Here is a 19222-nt window from a genome sequence, read left to right on the forward strand (position 1 = left end):
CGTCGCGCCTCAACGCGCCCGGTGCCGGCCGAATCGGCGCTCCAGCGAGCGCGTCATGCTCATCAGCGGCAGGCTCATCGCCAGATAGCCGAGTGCGACGAGCGTGTAGACGGTCATGTTCTGGAACGTCGACGCGGCGATCAGCTGGCCCTCGCGCGTCATCTCCGCCACCGTGATCGTCGAGGCGAGCGACGAGTCCTTCAGCATCATCACGAGCGTGTTGCTGTACGGTGGCAGAGCGACCTTGATTGCCTGCGGCAGGATCACGCGCACCATCGTCTTCACACGACCCATGCCGATCGACTGCGCCGCCTCGAACTGCCCCGGATCGACCGCCTCGATACCTGAGCGGATGATCTCCGCGACGTAAGTGGAGTAGCCGAAGCCGAGGCCGATGATGCTCGCCTCGAGCGCCGTCACCTGCACATGAACGTCGGGCAGGACGAAGTAGATGTAAAACAGCAGCACGATCATCGGCAGCCCACGCACGACGTTGATCATCGCGCTGACCACGCGCACGACCCTCGGGTAGCGCGACATCTTCAGCAACGCCCAGACGAGCCCGAGCGCCGTGCTCAGCAGCAGGCAACCGATGGTGATGAAGATACTCATCACCGCACCCTGCAGCAGAATGGGTACAAAGTCGACTATATCGTGCCAACGCATGTCTTCCCTTTTGCCATCGCTCGTTGCGGTCTCATTGCGGTCGTTTCGTCGGCTCGATCAACCCGCCAGATGCCACTTCTTCAGGATCGAATCGAGTGAGCCGTCCGCCTTCATTTTCGTGAGCGCGTCGTTGATCTTCGCGAGCAGTTCGCTGTTACCCTTCTTCACCGCGATCGCGATGTCGAACTTCTTCATCGGCACGTAGTCGTCGTCGACGCGTGTGCCGGCGAGCGCGCCCGCCGCTTCCTGCGCCTTCAGAATCGGGTAGTCGTTGAAGCCCGCCGCGATGCGGCCGAGTGCGACGTCGCGCGTCATGTCCGCGGGACTGTCGTACATCTTCACTTCCTTGAAGATGCCGAGTTTCACGAGTTGATCGCCGTAGTCCGTACCCGTTCCCGCGCCGACCGACAAGCCTTTCAGGTCCTGCACCGAGCGGTAATTGGTCTTGTTCGACTCCTTGACGATGATCCCTTCACCGAACGCGGTGACCGGCTGCGAGAAATCGACGACCTCGGCGCGCTTCGGCGTCGGCGTCATGCCGGCGACGATGATGTCGATCTTGCCCGACACGACCGACTGGATCAGCGCCGAAAACGGCACCGCGTCGTACGACACGTTGAAGCCTTCGCGCTTGCCGATTTCCTTTACGACGTCGGGCATCAAACCTTCGATCTTCTGCGTCTTCACGTCCATGAACGTGGTCGGTGCGCTCGACGGGGGCGAGCCCGCCGTGAGCGTTTGCTGATCGGCGGCGTGGGCGGCGCCGAACATCATGGACAGCACAACGCCGGCACCGGCGACGAAACGTTGAACGGCGTGCGGGCGGACGGCGAAAGCGGACTCAAAGCTGAAACGCGACATGGGATCTCCTCGGGGATTGACGACCTTCAATGTGTTTTCGGCCGTACCGTTTAGCCGATACGGCTCGTGACACCGTTCAATGCAGCACATCCTGCAACCGGTAATACGCGCCGACGAGCGGCAGAAACCAGGCACGCCCGAAATGTCCCGGTATCGCCGGCCATTCGAGCGTTCGCCACGGGTTACGCGCGGCGGCGCCGAACATCACGTCGGCCATCACGCGCCCCATGTGCACGGACATCTGCACACCGTGGCCGCTATAGCCCATCGAATAGAACAAACCCTCGTGCTGCCCCGCGCGCGGCAGGCGGTCCATCGTCATGTCGACGAGGCCGCCCCAGCAGTAGTCGATGCGGACGTGCTTGAGCTGCGGGAAATACGTCACGAGGCTTTCGCGCAGAATGCGACCGCTCTTCTCGTCCGAGCGCGGATTCGACATCGCGAAGCGCGCGCGGCCGCCGAACAGCAGGCGCTCGTCGGGCGTCGCGCGAAAATAGTTGCCGATATGGCGGGTGGTCACGTACGAGCGGCGCGTCGGCAGCAGCGCGTCGAGGCGCGCCTTGCCGAGCGGCTCGGTCGCAACGATGAAGCTGCCGACCGGCGCGAGCCGGCGGCGGAACCACTGCAGCGGCCCGACCTGCGAGGCGCCGGTGGCGATCAGCACGCGGTCGGCGCGCAGCGTACCGCGCGCGCACTCGAGCTCGAACGCGTTGCCGCCGAGCGGCTTGAGACCCGTGACGGGCGTTTCCTCGAAGATCCGCGCACCGCGGCGCGCGGCCGCTTCGCCGAGCCCGACACCGAATTTGCCCATGTGCATCTGCATGCCATTGCGCTGCACGAGACCGCCGAAGAAGCCGTCCGAGGCGACCTCGTCGTGAATGCGTTCCGGCGGAACGAGCTCGACGTCCGGATCGACTTCTCGCTTGAGCACCTCGTACGACTTCGCGAGCGACGCGAAATGCCGCGGCTTCGCCGCAAGCTTGATCTTGCCGCTTTGCCGCAGGTCGCAGTCGATCTGCTCTTCCACGATGATCGACTTGACCGTCTCCACGGCGCCCGCATAGGCACGATAGAACTCCGATGCGCGTTCACTGCCGATGCGCGCGGCGAGCGACGCGTAGTCTTGCGCAACGCCCGTATTGCAGTGGCCGCCGTTGCGGCCCGACGCCTGCGCGGCGAGCCGCCCCGCCTCGAGCACGACCACCGACTTGCCGCGCTTTGCCAACTCGAGCGCCGCAGACAGTCCGGTGAAACCGCCGCCGACCACGGCCACGTCGACGCGTCCCGCGAGCGGTTCTTGCGCGGGCTGCGAGAAACGGGGCGCCGTATCGAGCCAGTACGAGTCGAGCTTCATCCTGATGTCCTGTTGCGTTCCCTGTCGGTTGGCGGCACGCGAGTGGTGGCTTAACGGGTCTGCCCGGCCCGAATCACAGGCCGAGCAGCGACGCGAGTTGCGGAATGCCCTTGACCTCGTTGACCTGGTAGTACGGGTTGAGCGGTTCATGACCGCGGTTGACGAACGCCTTGTGCTTGATGTTCATGTCGTAGGCGGTCATCAGGTCGTAGCGGAAGCTCGACGAGACATGCAGCACGTCTTCCGGATTGCAGTCGAGCTGCGAGAACATGTATTCGAACGCCTTTTGCAGCGGCTTGTACGCTTGCGCCTGCTGCGCGGTATAGATCTTGTGGAACGGCGCGCCGAGCTTGGCGACGTTGCTCTGAATCTGATCGTTCGACGCATTCGACAGGATCACGAGCTTGTATTTCTTCGCAAGGCGCGAGAGCCCCTCCGGCACGTCAGGATGCGGGCCCCACGTCGGCACGGCCTCATAGATCTTCTCCGCGGTCGCGAGGTCGAACGGCACACCCGTGCGCTCACAGGTTCGGCGAACCGAATTCACGACCACGTCGCGATACGGCTTCCATGCGCCGAGCACTTCATCGAGCCGGTAGCCGCGGAAGAACTCGACGAATTCGTCCATCTTCGCCTTGTCCAGCTGGTCGCCGTAAAGCTGACGCGCCGTCTGGGCCATCTGGAAGTTCGTCAGCGTGCCATAGCAGTCGAATGTGATGTACTTCGGCTCGAAATCGATCATGATCAAAATCCTGTCGTCGTGCGAACCCGCTGCGGGTTCAAGTTGGCCTTCATCTTCCTGATGCGCCGCTCGTTGCAGTGAAAACCGCGTGCGGTGCACCAGGCTGCCTCTCTGCGCATCGGCGCGGTTACACCGGGTCGAAGTCGATCAGCACGCTCTTGTGACGCATGCTGGCTTCCAGCGCCTGCCGCCCGAGATCCTTGCCGATGCCCGACTGCTTGAATCCGCCGGTCGGAATGATCATGTCGCCGCTGCGGCCATAGCGGTTGATCCAGATCGTGCCCGCCGTGATACGGCGCATCGCGCGCAGAGCCTGACCGATATCGCTCGTATGGACGCCCGCGCACAGGCCGTACATCGGGTGGCCGGCGAGCGCGATCCCCTCTTCCTCATCCTCGAACGTCTGCACCGTCAGCACCGGGCCGAACAGCTCCTCGCGCACCGCGGGCGTGGCTTCCGTCACGTTGGCAAGCAGCGTGGGCCGATGGAAATAGCCGTCGCCCGTATCCTCGAAATAGCCACCGCCGAAGATCACTTCGGCGCCGCTCGCGCGGCTTTCTTCGATCAGCGAATCGATCCGCTTGGCCTGGCCTCGGCTGATGAGGGGCGAGTAGCTCGTCGTGCTGTGCCACAGGGGCCCCGGCGCAATCGGCGCCAGCAAACGCTGCACCGCGTCGAGCAACGGCTCGACGATGCGCTTGTGCACGATCAACCGCGTACCGGCGACACAGACCTGGCCGCCGTTGGTCGTGAAGCCTCGAGCGACACAACGCGCCGTGTGCTCGAGGTTCGTCAGACGTTCGAACACCAGTTGCGGGCTTTTACCGCCGAGCTCCAGCGTGACCGGCTTCGTTCCATGCAGTGCGGCGTCGCTCATGATCGCGGCGCCGGTACGCGTCGAACCGGTGAAGCTGACCTTGGAAACATCGGGGTGGCGCGTGATCGTCGCTCCGGTCGTCGCGCCGTGGCCGGTCACGACGTTGAAGATGCCGGGCGGCATGCCGGCTTCGATCGCGAGCTCCGCCAGGCGCAGCGTGGAGAACGGCGTCATTTCCGACGGCTTCAGCACGACCGCGTTGCCGGCCGCGAGTGCGGGCCCGCATTTCCACGAGCACGTCGACAGCGGGAAATTCCACGGCGCGATCGCACCGATGACGCCGTAAGGCTCGGCCGTCACGAAGCCCAGACTGTCGCGACGCGTCGCCGCGACGTCGCCGCCGAGCTTGTCGGCAAGCTCCGCGAAGAAGCGGATCGCATCCGCCGTGAACGGCACGTCGAATGCGTACGCTTCGGCCACCGGGCGCGTCGAGCTCACCGTCTCGAGCTGGGCGAGACTCACCTTGCTCCGTTCGATCAGTTCGGCCCAGCGCGTGAGCACCCTTGCTCGTTCGCGCGGAGACTGCGTCGCCCAGCCGCTCGTCTTCCACGCGTTGAGCGCGTTGCTCACCGCATAGTCGACGGTGGAGGCGCAAGCATCGGGAATGTAGCCAAGCAATCGGCCATCGGATGGACGGTAGACGGCGATCTGCGCCTCATCTGTCGAGTGGTATGCACCGCCAATGAAATGTCCCTGCGGCAATGGGACGGTAGACGGATCGAAATCGAGTGACGGTGTGGACATGCTGAGCCTATGAGTAACCTCGAAGCATGCAGTGAGATGCCGACATCGCCTGTCTCCTTCGGCACATCACCACCAATTGTTGTTGGGCCTGCTCATCGCGCTACTCCGGCAATGAACGAGCACCGATCGAAGTTCATTATAGTGAACGCGAAATGAATTCCTAGTGATCAAAAATAAATCTTCAAAAAAAATTGTGGTGCGGCGCGCAAGAGATCCGTTCACCGCCGTCGGCAGGCGATCGCGTGAAGTGTGCGACACACAGCATTGGCGCGGTACGCGCTGCTCGAACAGGGGACGCTGCAATGCAGCGGAGTTCGATGGTGCGGGAGGTTCAGACTGTGGCTGAAGCCGTGGTCCGCGACTGCGCCGGATGAACCAAAGCGCAGCGCGGACGCGCTGGAGTGAACGACTGCGCTGAACGAGCGCGCGTCATCGAGGGGATGAAAGTGACAACGCGAAACGGATCCGGTGAGTAAGACGGATCAGAGATGAACGACCGGCGGCTGCGTGTTCATAATCCACAGCAGGCGCGCCGTCTTGCCGCTTTCATTGCGCACACTGTGCGGCACCGTGCTCTTGAACTGGAAACTGTCACCGGTCCGCAACTCGGCGCGGCGATCGCCGACGTTGAGCACCACCGTGCCTTCGAGCACCAGGCCGGCTTTTTCCCCCACACCGATGAGTACCTCTTCCGAGCCCGCGCCCGGCGGCAGCAAGATGATCATCATCTTCAGATCGTGTTCGCCGTGCGGCGACAGCAGTTCTTTCTGCATGCCGTTCTTGCCGACCTCGAAGATGGGCCGCTCGGCCGCCTTGCGCACGAAGTCGCCCGTGACGGGATCCGATATGGCGTCGTCCGCCTCGAGCAGCGTCGCAAGCGGCACGGCCAGCGCCTGCCGCAGCCGCTCGAGAATGCGCACCGACGGATTCGCCTTGTTGCGCTCGACCTGGCTCACGGTACCGACCGATACGCCGGCACGCATCGCGAGCTCGTTGACCGACAGTCCTTGAGCGACGCGCAAGGCCCGCAGGCGGGCGCCGACGTCGGCGTGGCTCGGTTCGACCGCGCGCTTCTTGCTGAGCTGTGTTCGCTGCATGTGATCCCTGTTCAAAACGACGCGGACGGTCCCGACCTCCGCTTCGACGCGCACCTGATCGCTTGCATGCCGGCGCTGGTCCAGCGCAAAGCGACGTTTTGACTGCCGCCGGCACGACAAACGCTCGACGATCTTGCTCATTATATTGAATAATGCGACATTGTAGTGAACGCCGACTGCTGCGGTCTTCCGTCCACCGGTCGGTCTCCAGACAAAAAGATCGTCCTATCAACCGCCCTGCGACAATCGAACAGTGGAACCCGTCGCACGGCCCAGGTCGATCGGCCGCCAACAGGAGCGCTCCGTGTCCGCACCACTCGTCAAGCAGGCCCCGACCTATCGACCCTTTACGTCCGACGACATCGCCGCCGCCCATGCGCTGTCGCTTGCCGTGCGGTGGCCGCATCGCGCGGAAGACTGGCGCTTCATGTTCGATGCCGGTGCCGGCTTCATCGCGGAAGACGACGGCGGCGTGATCGGCACGGCCCTCTACTGGAAGTTCGGCGTCGACCGCGGCACGCTCGGCCTCGTGATCGTGTCGCCGGAACAACAGGGGCGCGGGATCGGCCGCAAGCTGATGGAGCTGGTGCTCGAAGCGCTCGGCAACCGTATCACGTTCCTGCATGCGACAGCCGCCGGCAAGCCGCTCTACGAGAAGCTCGGCTTCCGCGAGTGCGGCACGCTCGCTCAGTATCAAGGCGCGATCGGCAATGTGCAGCCGGTCACGCCGCCAGTGGGAGATCGACTGCGCCCGCTGACACGCGACGATGTGCCGAAGGTCATCGAAATGGCATCGCATGCGAGCGGGCTCGATCGCAGCGCGACGATCCCCGCGCTGCTCGATGTCGCGGAGGGCGCGGTGCTCGAACGCGACGGCGAACTGGTGGGGTTCTCATTGTTCCGTCGTTTCGGTCGCGGTTATGTAATCGGGCCTGTCGCCTCGGCGCCCTCGCCCGACGATCAGCGCGCGAAGTCGCTGATCGCGCATTGGCTCGCGAAACACGCCGGCGAGTTCGTGCGCATCGACGTGCCGGGCGGCACCGGCCTCAACGACTGGCTGATCGCGCTCGGCATGGCGCGCATCGACTCGGTCGTGAAGATGGTGCGCAATGCGCCTGCCGAAGCGCACAGCGATCAGCAGGATGCGCCGTATCGCGCATTCGGCATCATCAATCAGGCCATGGCATAGCGACGTGAGCGCCATTAGCGATATGACCGTGCTCTACAAGGCCGACCCCGTGCGCGGCGCGATCTGGGCGGAGCGCTTCGCGCAGCTCGCGCCGGATACGCCGTTTCGCGTCTGGCCCGACATCGGAGACCCCGCCGCCGTTCGCTATCTGATCGCCTGGCAACCGGACGATCTAGCGATCACGCTACCCAATCTCGAGGTCGTATTCTCGGTGGGCGCCGGCGTCGATCAGCTCGACCTCGCGCGCATTCCCGCGCATCTGCCCGTCGTGCGCATGATCGAGCCGGGCATCGTGGACGGCATGGTCGAGTACGTGACCGAGGCGGTGCTGGCCATCCATCGAGACCTCTTCGACTACGCACTGCAGCAGCAGGCGCGCGTATGGAAACCCATGCCGCTGCGGCCGGCCGCAGCGCGGCGCGTCGGCGTGCTGGGGCTCGGCATGCTCGGCACCGCGGTGCTCGAGCGGCTGCGTCTTTTCGGGTTCGCGTGCGCGGGGTGGAGCCGCTCGCCGCGCGTAATCGACGGCGTGGAATGCTTCGCGGGCGAAGGCGCGCTCGACGCGTTTCTCGCGCGCACCGATATGCTGGTCTGCCTGCTGCCGCTCACCGACGCGACGCGCGGCCTGCTCGACCGACGTATTTTCGCTATGCTGCCGACAGGCGCATCGCTCGTGCATGTAGGCCGCGGATCGCAACTGGTCACGGCGGATCTGCTCGATGCGTTGAACCGCGGCCAGATTCACAGCGCGGTGATCGACGTGACCGACCCCGAGCCTTTGCCTGCCGATCATCCGCTCTGGGGCCAGCCGCGCGTGCGGATCACACCGCACATCGCGAGCGCCACGCGCGCCGATACGGCTGTCGATGTCGTGCTGGAGAATTTGCGCCGTCATCGGGCAGGCGAGCCGATGATCGGCGAGATCAACCGGGCGCGCGGATACTGAGCCGAGCCCGTCGAGCCGAACGACGATTTTGTTATTGCCGTGCGCAAAGCGTCGAAGCTGTGCGCAGGCCCTCAAGGAGACATGTATGACCCGGACTTACCGCATTGCCGTCATCCCCGGTGACGGCATCGGCACTGAAGTGATGCCCGAAGGGGTACGCGTGCTCGACGCCGCGTGCAAGCGTTTCGGCATTGGCATCGACTACCGCAACATCGAATGGGCATCGTGCGACTACTACGAGCAGCACGGCCAGATGATGCCCGACGATTGGAAGGCACAAGTGCAGGACCGCGATGCCATCTTGTTCGGCGCGGTCGGCTGGCCCGCGAAGGTCCCCGATCACATTTCCCTATGGGGATCGCTGCTGAAGTTTCGCCGCGAGTTCGACCAATACGTGAACCTGCGCCCCGCTCGCCTCTTCGAAGGCGTGCCCAGCCCGCTCGCGAACCGCAAGCCCGGCGACATCGACTTCATGATCGTGCGCGAGAACACCGAGGGCGAGTATTCGTCGGTAGGCGGCACGATGTTCGAGGGTACCGAGCGCGAAGTCGTGATGCAGCAGTCGATCTTCACGCGCCACGGCACCGAGCGCGTCATGAAGTTCGCGTTCGAACTCGCGCAGCGCCGCGCGAAAAAGCTCACCGTCGCGACGAAGAGCAACGGCATCTCGATCAGCATGCCATGGTGGGACGCACGCGCCGACGAGATGGCCGCACGCTATCCCGACGTCAAGATGGACCGCCAGCACATCGACATTCTCTGCGCGCGCTTCGTGCTGAATCCGGACCGCTTCGATGTCGTCGTCGCATCGAATCTGTTCGGCGACATCCTCTCGGATCTCGGCCCCGCCTGTACCGGCACGATCGGCATTGCGCCGTCGGGCAACCTCAATCCCGACCGGCGCTTTCCGTCGCTGTTCGAGCCGGTGCACGGCTCGGCGCCCGACATCGCCGGCAAGGGCATCGCGAACCCGATCGCGATGATCTGGTCCGCGGCGATGATGCTCGACTTCCTCGGCAACGGCACAGGCGCCGAACATGACGCGCACGATGCGATCGTCGCGGCGATCACGCAAATCCTCAAGGAAGGCCCGCGCACGGGCGACCTGGGCGGCAGTGCGTCGACGACGGACGTCGGCGCGGCGATCGCGGCGCATGTCGCGCAAGCTCGCTAACGCAGCACAAACGCAGCAGGAGACACTCGGATGAGCTTCAACCTCGAAGAGCAGGCCCGCGCGCTGATTCGCGCCGACAATTTCATCGACGGCCAGTGGGTCGCCGCGGCGAGCGGCCGGCGCTTCGCCGTCACCGATCCCGCTACCGGCAAGCTGATCGTCGATGTTGCCGACAGCGGCGCGGCGGATGCGCGCGCCGCCGCGGATGCCGCGGCGAAAGCGTTGCCGGCCTGGCGTGCCAAGCTGCCGAAGGAGCGCGCCGCGGTGCTGCACCGCTGGCATGCGCTGATCGTCGAGCAACAGGACGCGCTCGGCGCGCTGATCTCACTCGAACAGGGCAAGCCGCTCGCCGAAGGCCGAGGCGAAGTGGCGTATGGCGCGTCGTACGTCGCGTGGTTCGCGGACGAAGCCACGCGCATCTACGGCGACGTGATTCCGCAGCAGCAGCGCGGCAAGCGCATGAGCGCGATCAAGGAACCCATCGGCGTCGTCGCGGCGATCACGCCGTGGAATTTCCCGCTGGCGATGATCGCGCGCAAAATCGCGCCCGCGCTCGCCGCGGGCTGCACCGTCGTCGCGAAGCCCGCGGAGGATACGCCGCTGACCGCAATCGCGCTCGTGATGCTCGCGCATGAGGCGGGCGTGCCCGACGGCGTGCTCAACCTGATCTCGGCGTCGCGCGAGTCGGCCGCCGAGACGGTAGGCGAATGGCTCGCCGATGGCCGCGTGCGCAAGATCACGTTCACGGGCTCGACGCCGGTCGGCAAGTACCTGGCGCGCGAATCGGCCGGCACGCTGAAGAAGCTCTCGCTGGAGTTGGGCGGCAATGCGCCTTTCATCGTGTTCGACGATGCGGACCTCGATGCGGCCGTGACAGGTCTCTTGGCCGCGAAATTCCGCAACGGCGGCCAGACCTGCGTGTGCCCGAACCGTATCTATGTGCAGCGCGGTGTCTATGAGCGCTTTTCGGCGCTGCTGAGTGCGAAAGTGGCTGAGCTGCGAGTCGGCCCCGCGAGCGACCCGGCATCGCAGATCGGCCCGATGATCAACGCGCGCGCGGTCGACAAGATCGCGCATCACGTCGAGGATGCGGTCGCGAATGGCGCGCTCGTGCTGGCGGGCGGCAAGCGCCTGACGGAACTTGGGCCCCACTATTACGCGCCGACGGTGCTGGGAAACGCGACGCCGGACATGATGCTCTGCTGCGAGGAAACGTTCGGACCTGTCGCGCCGCTCTTCCCGTTCGACACCGAGCAGGAAGCGGTGGACGCCGCGAACGATACGCCATTCGGCCTCGCATCGTACTTCTACAGCCAGGACGTACGCCGCATCGATCGCGTATCGCGGGCGCTCGAGGCGGGTATCGTCGGCATCAACGAAGGCGCGCTCGCGTCGGAAGCGGCGCCTTTCGGCGGCGTGAAGGAATCGGGCTACGGCCGTGAAGGCTCGAAGTACGGCCTCGATGACTACCTGTCGATCAAGTATCTCTGCCAAGGAGGGCTGGAATAAGATGGATGCCTATCCGATCGAAGTCGATTTCCCCGATATCGCCGCTCACGCGCCCGGCAACGCGGGTGTCCCCTACGTCTACACGTTCGATTCCGGCGTGGCCGGCCCGCATGTGATGATCAACGCGCTCACGCACGGCAACGAAGTCTGCGGCGCGATCGTCGTCGATGAATTGTTGCGCGGGCAGTTGCGTCCCCGCCGCGGCAAACTCACGCTCTCGTTCGCTAACGTCAACGCCTATGCGCGTTTCGACCGCGCGATTCCGGACAAGGCGCGCTTCGTCGATCAGGACTTCAATCGCGTATGGACCGCCGCGAAGCTCGACGATCTCGCGACGCGCTCGTCCGAGCTCGATCGCGCACGCGCGATGCGACCCGTGGTCGATACCGTCGATCTGCTGCTCGATCTACACTCGATGCACGAGAAGAGCTTGCCGCTCATCGTCGCGGGGCCGCTGCAAAAAGGCACCGAGCTTGCGGTCCGCCTCGGCACGCCGGCCACGGTGATCTGCGACGAGGGCCACCCCGAAGGCCGCCGCATGCGCGACTATGAAGGCTTCGGCGACGACGCGAGCCCGAAAAACGCCCTTCTCATCGAATGCGGTCAGCACTGGGAGAAAAGTGCCGTCACGGTGGCTCGCGACTGCACCGCGCGCTTCCTGCTGCTGGCAGGGGTCGTCGACGAAAGCGATCTGCCGTCCGGATGGATCGTGCCGCTGCCCGATGAAATGCGCGTCGTGCGCGTGACGGAACCGGTCGTCGCGAAGAGCATGGATTTTCGTTTCGCGGCGCCGTATACGGGCCTCGAAGTAATCGAGAAGACCGGCACGGTGATCGGCTGGTCCGACGGAGAACCCGTCGCCACGCCTTACGACGATTGCGTGCTCGTGATGCCGTCGCTGCGCCAGTTGCGGCCCGGTGTCACCGTGGTCCGGCTGGGCCGGATCGAACACCGTATCGATCTCTCCACGCGCAAACACGGAAAAGCAACGTGAAAGTCCAGCAAATCAAGCAAGCCGCTCGACTCGACGCGCTGGAGGACTGGGGCACCGCCGGTCTACCGGGAACGGAGCCGGCCCGGGTGTCGGGCCGTCAGTACGTGATTCCGGGTAGCGAAGCGATCGACACAGGCGTGTTCGAGTGCACGCCCGGCACCTATCGGCGCTCGGTCAAGCAGGCGGAAGTGATGCACTTCATTGCCGGCTCGGGCACGTTCACGCCCGATGGTGAAGAGACGATTCACTTTTGCAGCGGCGATACGTTGTTCTTCGAAGCGAACACCGAAGGACTGTGGAAGGTCGACGAAACGATCCGGAAGGTCTACGTGATTTTCTGAAGTCGTTCTCAGACGCTCGAGCGCACGCATCCTTGCAACGAGTTGCTGCTCGAGCGCTGGTTGCCGATCGACGTGCGCGAGCTTCCAGAACATGACGATGTTTCGTCATAATGCGGCCTTCAGATGGTAGCCACGTTGCGTCACCTACTCGGATGATGCCTCGCATTGCGTCGCTCCTTTTTTTGTCACCAAGACCATCCTTGTTGGTTGTAGTAAGTCTCGTCGTAGCGCCGCCCCCACCACGGTAGGTAGGCGTTGCTCTCGCCTCGTGCTCGGAACCAGTCTGCGTCGGGATCGATTGGATTCAGCTTCTCCGGAGGAGTAATCACGACGGCGACCGGCTGGTCTGAAGTCGTGGTGCCCGCGACGAGGACATTGCCGCCCAAATGGTTGGCGCGCCCGATCGCAAGAACGACGTTGGTGAGTGCCGTCCCGGCGCCCATGTAGCCGAGCAGCCCAGCGGTGTTGAATGTCTGCTTCTGGAAGTCCAATTCCGGCAGTGTTTCGGTGAGCGTACGGCCGAGCGTGCCGATGCGCTGCGAGGCCTCATCACTGCCTTTGCCTGCGTCGTGAAGGACGTAATCGATGTCATTGACCGATACATTCGAGTTGTTTGCCGCGGCCGCGATCGCCGCCTTCCATGCCTGAACTGCTCGCGTCGTTCCAGCCTTCTTTTCGTAGTCGTTGACGTGGGCTGCCGCTGCCTTGCCGATCCAAGCGAGCGGCGCGCGCTCGGTTTTCATCTCCGGCCCGGCGAGGATCAGCAAGGCGATGTTTTCGTTGAGTTGATTGTCCTTCGGCGGAAAACTCGGCGCGTCCCAGTTCATCACCCAGACGCTTTCCTGCGGGTGCGCCTGGAGGTAATCGAGTGCGGCGTTTAGCGAAGCGAAGCCCGCGTTGGGACCGCCTGGCGTTACGCGAACATCAGGCGGAGTGGCCTTGCTCCAAAGATCCGGGAATGCCTTCGTGCCAATCTCGAAGTAGTCCACTATCTCGTCGCGCAAGAACGTTGCTGCTTCGGTGGGATCGAGGCGATCCGACGGTATCGCGAACTCAACATGAATGCCCGCAAGTTCACGCCACTTCTTTCGGTCGTCCGGTTTGACCGTGTAAAAGTACTTGCCGTTCATCACATATCTTTCGTCAAAGAGCCCGAGAAGCTTGTCGATGTACTTTTCATAGAAGCCGTCGAAGGTTTCCCTGCCGCGGTTTCCATATGCGATTCCCGCAACTGGCTGAAGCGAAGTAAAACTAGCAGGATCGGTTCTCACCATGTCGTCATTCTTGTTCGGCTTCACGAGACCTAGTGTCCAAAGAATCTGCCATTCGGTCGGGTAATCGCGGCGTTGTAGAGGGTTCAACCATTCAAGCCCTACCACCTGAGCAACAAATGGCTTGGCAGTTTCCGCCGGTGCCGGCTGCATTGCGACGGTTTTTGCCGTCGCGGTACCAGACACGCAAAGGGCAAAGAATGTGCTCACCACAAACACGCACATACCCATCCACAGAGGAAAATGCACCAATCGCCTCATAAGGTCCTCGTCGGTAAAATATTGAGGCTCGTACCCGTCGGTATAAAGCATCCATGCAAGGGTCGCCCCAAACGTCAACACAATCGCGCCCATTGCCAGCAGCAGCCGGCGAGACCATGCGCCGATCAGCGAATTCATAAGAAGTCCCCCATATTGAGGAATAGTTCACCCTCCCGCTTGTCCTGAATCATTGCCGGCCTCATGGCCTCCGGGTCGCTATGGGCCCAGTCATGCAGCACCTGATGGTCGTATTTCCCCGTTGCGAAATACTTCCAATACTTTTTGTTCGGATTCCTCTTGTCGAGGCCATCGCCAAACCGCCAATCCGCCTCGATTCGAAGCGCCCACCAGTCATCGTCCGACAGATAGCAAAGACCAATCGCGATGTCGTATGCGAGCGCCTTTTCCGCATGCATCGGATTGGTCAAGATCGTCGAGTGATTCGTCGGATTGTTTCTTTTGCCGTTTTTTAAAATCTTGCCGATCTGCCCGTTACGCCATACTTTGTATTCGACGGTAGCGTTGGCCAGATCGTCCTCGCCGACCACCTTGCCATCGCCGTTGACCCACCCTTGGGTACGACCGTTCCGCTCGTTTCGGCGAGCCTCCTGTCGCATCAGTGCATGGTCCTCGTAGCGTTGCGCGGCCTCGGATTCCTGCGTTCCCTGTGCCTGGGTTCCAGGCTCGTTCGATCGGAACGTGTCGTAAGGGTCGTCCGGGTCCTTCTCGGCCTCGGCCTTTTGCGCGTTGCGCGCGGCAGACGGCGGGTCGTAGGTTTCGTTGAACCGGCTCGTCAAGCCATCAACGACAATCTCCGACACCTTCCCATAGCGCATCGCCTCGGGCTCGAACGGCTCGTCCAGCTTCGGCGCGGCCACAGGGATGCTCCATTTCTCCGGCGGATCCGCATTGATACGCGGCTTCGCGATGAGCCTGGCGAAATAGAGAAGCGGCGCCGATGCCAACGTGCCCAGCGCGGCCAACGGATTTTCGTTCGCGTTCAATGCTCGGTAGAGCCCGAACTCGGCGCTCGGCGAGGGTGGATACCAGAATCCCTTGCTCCGGTTCACCGTGGCGCGCCAGTCGTCTTCCCAATAGCGATACGTGGGGCTGTCAGCTGGATCCTTACCGACGTCCCACCCCGATGCGAAGACGCGCTGCGTGAAGACGCCATGACCGCCCGTCCGCTCGATCTCCTCGGCGCTCATGCCGCGCCAGCCGATCCCTTGCACGGTCGTTGCCGAAATCACCTGATCGTGCGGGCAGCAGTAGAGCGTCACGCGGCCAAGCGTGTGGCCGTTCAGGCCGTGACTCGTGCGGTCGTCACCGGCGCCATACGGCTTACCTTTCGCCGATGGCCGCTTGTTGCCCATCTCCTCATCGAGTTCGCGTGCGTCGGGCTCCAGTGCCGCGCGCTTGCGCAACATCTCGAAGAAGGCTTTCAACGTCTCAGCCCGCGCGTTGAATGTCGAACGGCCGCGGTTGCCGTCGGCATCGCGCACCGTGCGCTGCGCCCAATTCTCCATGCCCAGCTTTTCGACGAGGCTGTACGGTGCATTGGCCAACACGTAGGCGTCCGCCACACAGCTTCCGGCCTTGCCCCACGGATCGGTGACATCGGACATCCGGTCGCCGAGAAACGCGGCCGCCAGCCCGATCATGTTGCCTTGGCTGTGACAGACGACGGTGATCGGCACATCGGCTTGCTTCTCTCGTATCGATTTGATCAGCTTCGCGAGCCGTAGCGCAGCCATCACCATGTAGGCGCGTGGCGGCGTTTGATAGACCAGACGCGGCGTGGAATTCAACGCCTGCACCGTGAGCCACCCGAATATCCGATCGTCGAGCCCCGGGCTCCATAGATCCGCCAGGCTCGAACAGCCATTCGCAAACGGGCCGCCGCCCCAGTAGTTGTGCTCGTTGAGAAACAAGTTTGCGCCGTAGTCCTTCAAGTCCTGCTTGTTCGCCTTGTAGCCCCAACGGAAATGGATGACCGGAGAAAACGACAGATCGGGCTTGATATAAGTCTCAGCCCACATCTTTGGATTGACGTAACCATCAGGCGTCAGACTCTCGATATAGCTGACGGGCGCCATCTGCCCAGCCTTGACGCCCGTATAAGCCAGCTGGTCGTCCAAGCGGCCCAACCGCCGGTTCAGCCCTTTGCAGAGCCCCTCCTCGGCTGCGGTGTACCACTCGCCTTCAGAGTTCACGCCGTGCACGAAGATGACTACGCCCGGCAGCGGCATTTGTTTGACGCAGATAAGCTCGTTGCGAGCACCAAAGAGGGTGACGCCCTGCACTCGACCGACTTGAATGCGCGGCGGGTCGGTGACTGCCCCAGCTGGCGACGTAGCTGTATTCAGATTTGAGTCGCTCATATTCTTGTTGTCACGTTGGTTGATCAGGTTTTCTTCTTGAAGAAGACCGCGTCCAACTGCTCGAATTGGTCGCTGTCGATTGGTTCAGAGCATCCCGCCGCGTCGGTCTCACCTTTGACAATCTGGCCGGTGGCTCGCCGAACTTCGGCGTCGTAACCGGGGACGCCTTCATCGTCCGTGGCACGAACCAGTTTCGGCATGCGGTCGAGCGCCGCATCGTCGAATGAAGGGAAGTCGGCACTCATGCTCGCCGGCCCATCCCATGTATGGCCTGCCGCCTTGACCGTGAAGCGGCCGGGACAACCCAATTCGATGTCGCCGCCCCGAAGCTTCAAGTACGCCCCGCCCGACGTGACAAAGACCACCTCGTCGCTCGCCGTGCCGGCGAGCTGGCCTTCCGCAGCCATGAGCCGGATACTCTTCGCCGACTCGATCTGCGTATCGTCGGCCTGACTCTGAAGCATCACCTTGCCTTGATTGGCGATGGCCGAGACGCCCTCTCGATGCGCGAACATCGCCACGCCATGTCCGGCTTGAAGATTGACCCGATGAGCACTCGCGAATTGAATATGCCCCTGGGCGACCGAGTCGACATTGCCGCCCGCATGCATCGCGATGGTTTTGGATGTCGCGGCGCTGATTCCGGCCGGCGCGGTAATGCCGATCGCAGCTTGTTCGGTGGAACCGTCTCCATCAGCATCCGGCCAACTCTTCACCGTTGAAGCCAGTTCGTCTTGCGGCTGCATATCGAAATCGACGCCGCGATGCGCCGCCGCATATTCGCCAAGGCTGCGAGAAAGCGCCATGCATTCCTGCATCAGCCGAAGATATTCATCGCGCGACAATTGACCACCGGCTGCATTCAGTCGCTGCCAAGCCGAAATCAGCAATGCTTTGCCACTGCGGATCGCCACGTTGGCATCGCTACGCAACTCCGCCCCTTCGCCGCGCGCCTCCGCCCACCCTTCCTCGCGCGGATGGGTGAGGTAACCCAGATTGAGTTCGCTGCTCGCATGTGCGCTAGCGAGCTGGCTGCTTATCTGCCCCGTGGTGTCGTCGAATCGCAATTGGTTATACCGAGTGCCATTGATTTCCTTCGTCTTCATCCCGGACAAACGGCGGTTCGCAGGCAGCGATCCCTTATTGCTGAAAGCAGCCGGCGTTTTCGCGCCGTTGTAGAACACACCAGCGACGAACATCTTATCGGGATCGCCATTCATGAAGTCGAGGATGACTTCCATGCCTCTGCGCGGCAGCAGGCTCTCGCCGAAGCGCGAGCCCGCCCACCGCGTGCTCACCGGTACAGCCGCGCTATCCGCGGGCGTGCCGCTCGTACCGGCCCCTTTCGCATGTTCGTGATCATCGGCGTTAAGCCCCTCAATCCGCACGCGGATTCGTCCAAGCTCGTCACAATAGACCTCATCGCCTTCGGGACACACTACGACACCCGTAATCGGATGCACGCGCGGCAAATGAACCCGAGGATCGTAGAGCGGCGTCAATGGCGTATCGCGCGATATGCAACTGAACGTGTTCTCGTAGCGGTTTTCCGGTGTGCCGGGCCATGCGCTCGGCCGAGCCTGGGTACTGACTGAACCGGGTGGAGAATCGAACAGCCACCGGCTCGCAGCGAAGAGCGCCTGCGCACGCTCAGTCAAATCCTTGGGAAGATTGTTCTCACCGCGATGATGAAGGGACGTCACGATGACCCATCGATTCCACTCGTGCAGCCGGTCGAAGTCGGGGTGCCCGGCGATGCCGATCCTATGGCCCACCGCGAGATCGCGCACATTGCTCGCACCTTCGATGCACATGCTCCGCGCGAGATGGGCATCCGCGCGCCACGTGCCGCGTTGGTCGTACTGATCCCACGAATCGGCCGTATCGGGAGGATCGACGCGAGCATCCTTCAGCAAGCTCGCGAGGTCGTTGCCGGCTTCACCCTGATCGACACCCGTCCGCATTCCAACATGATCCAGTCGCGCCTGGTCCCGATTCCAGCCCACGTTCCGTGTCGAGCCCGGCACGATCCGGCGCCCCGAAGAAAGTCGAGTGATCGTGTCGCGCTGCTCGTGCGCATCATGCGATCGATAGTGAATACACCCTGCCGAAGAATCGTCGAGACTATGCGACCGCTCGAACAGGACGAGCGTATGCGCGACCGCCTTACGGTCGTACCCGCTTCCGTGATTGCGCTTGCCCGCTTTGATGAACCAGGCGATACCTTCCCGCCGGCACAGCCGGCGAATGAAATCGGCGTCGGACTCCTCGAATTGGATCGTCTGATCGTGGCTCCGATATCGGTCGCGCTGCAGCCGGGAGATGTCGAGATCGAACGAACTCGCCAGCGTCGAACTCTTGCGGCGCCACTCCGCGACGAGCGTAGCGACGATCCCCGGCACCGTCTGGTTTCGAAAAATCCGTGTGTTGACGCGCCGCTCGAGGATGCTCAATGCATCGCGAATGACGAGCTGATAGGCGATCAGCCCCAAATCGGACGCACCCTTCCACGCGTCCGTCACGATGCCGCAAATCGAATGCAGATCGCCGCGGTCCGTCACGAGCTGGACCGCGACCGGCACGCCAAGCAAATCAGTAAGCGATATGCCGTCGATACCGGTCACGCAAGACAGCCTGCCCTCGATACCGCCGCAAACTTCCTCGCGGATATCGATGCGCTGCGGCAGGATTAGCCCGTCGAACTCCTTCTCGTTATCGCGCCACTTCAATCGAATGGCGCGATTCGCCTGGGACGGCAACGGCCCGTACCCAACCTGTACTAGCACTCGGTTCTGCATCGCCTACTCTCTTGCTT

At 63.0% G+C, this 19222-nt stretch carries 15 protein-coding genes; 6 read left to right on the top strand and 9 right to left on the bottom strand.

The window, feature by feature from the left end:
- Positions 1-9: 9 nt before the first annotated feature.
- The 6 genes from C9I57_RS04265 to C9I57_RS04290 all read right to left on the bottom strand — a co-directional run bounded on the left by C9I57_RS04265 (position 10) and on the right by C9I57_RS04290 (position 6341).
- Positions 10-666 (bottom strand): amino acid ABC transporter permease, encoded by a 657-nt coding sequence (locus C9I57_RS04265; RefSeq protein WP_107149414.1) that lies wholly within the window; start codon positions 664-666, stop codon positions 10-12.
- A gap of 57 nt (positions 667-723) precedes the next feature.
- Positions 724-1527 (bottom strand): ABC transporter substrate-binding protein, encoded by an 804-nt coding sequence (locus C9I57_RS04270; RefSeq protein WP_107149415.1) that lies wholly within the window; start codon positions 1525-1527, stop codon positions 724-726.
- A gap of 76 nt (positions 1528-1603) precedes the next feature.
- The gene (locus C9I57_RS04275; RefSeq protein WP_107149416.1) at positions 1604-2881 is read right to left on the bottom strand and encodes an NAD(P)/FAD-dependent oxidoreductase; all 1278 of its coding nucleotides are present in this window, start codon (positions 2879-2881) and stop codon (positions 1604-1606) included.
- A gap of 73 nt (positions 2882-2954) precedes the next feature.
- A complete protein-coding gene (locus C9I57_RS04280) occupies positions 2955-3623 on the bottom strand; it encodes a haloacid dehalogenase type II (protein WP_107149712.1) in 669 nt (222 codons plus the stop codon).
- A 127-nt stretch (positions 3624-3750) separates the two neighbouring features.
- Positions 3751-5244, bottom strand: coding sequence for an aldehyde dehydrogenase family protein (locus C9I57_RS04285; protein ID WP_107149417.1), 1494 nt, complete (start codon positions 5242-5244; stop codon positions 3751-3753).
- Between the two features lie 482 nt (positions 5245-5726).
- Positions 5727-6341: a cupin domain-containing protein gene (locus tag C9I57_RS04290; RefSeq protein WP_107149713.1), complete on the bottom strand. Its 615-nt coding sequence runs from the start codon at positions 6339-6341 to the stop codon at positions 5727-5729.
- Between the two features lie 304 nt (positions 6342-6645).
- On the opposite strand from C9I57_RS04290, the gene C9I57_RS04295 reads away from it, so the two are divergent.
- From C9I57_RS04295 to C9I57_RS04320, 6 genes are all read left to right on the top strand, one after another.
- A complete protein-coding gene (locus C9I57_RS04295) occupies positions 6646-7530 on the top strand; it encodes a GNAT family N-acetyltransferase (protein ID WP_107149714.1) in 885 nt (294 codons plus the stop codon).
- Positions 7531-7552: 22 nt separating this feature from the next.
- A complete protein-coding gene (locus C9I57_RS04300; protein WP_107149418.1) occupies positions 7553-8476 on the top strand; it encodes a 2-hydroxyacid dehydrogenase in 924 nt (307 codons plus the stop codon).
- A gap of 85 nt (positions 8477-8561) precedes the next feature.
- Complete coding sequence (locus C9I57_RS04305; protein ID WP_107149419.1) at positions 8562-9650, top strand: tartrate dehydrogenase; 1089 nt, start codon at positions 8562-8564, stop codon at positions 9648-9650.
- A gap of 30 nt (positions 9651-9680) precedes the next feature.
- Complete coding sequence (locus C9I57_RS04310; RefSeq protein WP_107149420.1) at positions 9681-11159, top strand: NAD-dependent succinate-semialdehyde dehydrogenase; 1479 nt, start codon at positions 9681-9683, stop codon at positions 11157-11159.
- A 1-nt stretch (position 11160) separates the two neighbouring features.
- The gene (locus C9I57_RS04315; RefSeq protein ID WP_107149421.1) at positions 11161-12153 is read left to right on the top strand and encodes a M14 family metallopeptidase; all 993 of its coding nucleotides are present in this window, start codon (positions 11161-11163) and stop codon (positions 12151-12153) included.
- Positions 12150-12494 carry a cupin domain-containing protein gene (locus tag C9I57_RS04320; protein ID WP_107149422.1) on the top strand — a complete coding sequence of 115 codons (345 nt, stop codon included), beginning with the start codon at positions 12150-12152 and terminating at the stop codon, positions 12492-12494. Before C9I57_RS04315 ends, C9I57_RS04320 begins: the two co-directional genes overlap by 4 nt.
- 185 nt (positions 12495-12679) lie before the next feature.
- Here C9I57_RS04320 and C9I57_RS04325 read toward each other — a convergent pair whose 3' ends face one another.
- Genes C9I57_RS04325 through C9I57_RS04335 form a run of 3 tightly spaced genes read right to left on the bottom strand, consistent with a single transcriptional unit; the run spans position 12680 to position 19205 of the window.
- On the bottom strand, positions 12680-14164 hold the full coding sequence (locus C9I57_RS04325) for a virulence factor (protein WP_107149423.1): 1485 nt from the start codon (positions 14162-14164) through the stop codon (positions 12680-12682).
- Positions 14161-16407: a T6SS effector phospholipase Tle3 domain-containing protein gene (locus tag C9I57_RS04330; protein ID WP_107149424.1), complete on the bottom strand. Its 2247-nt coding sequence runs from the start codon at positions 16405-16407 to the stop codon at positions 14161-14163. Before C9I57_RS04330 ends, C9I57_RS04325 begins: the two co-directional genes overlap by 4 nt.
- Positions 16408-16430: 23 nt before the next feature.
- Positions 16431-19205, bottom strand: a complete 2775-nt coding sequence (locus C9I57_RS04335) for a type VI secretion system Vgr family protein (protein ID WP_258187493.1) — start codon at positions 19203-19205, stop codon at positions 16431-16433.
- Positions 19206-19222: the final 17 nt, after the last annotated feature.

It is taken from the genome of Trinickia symbiotica (genome assembly GCF_003028655.1).
GTDB classification, from domain to species: Bacteria; Pseudomonadota; Gammaproteobacteria; order Burkholderiales; family Burkholderiaceae; genus Trinickia; species Trinickia symbiotica_A.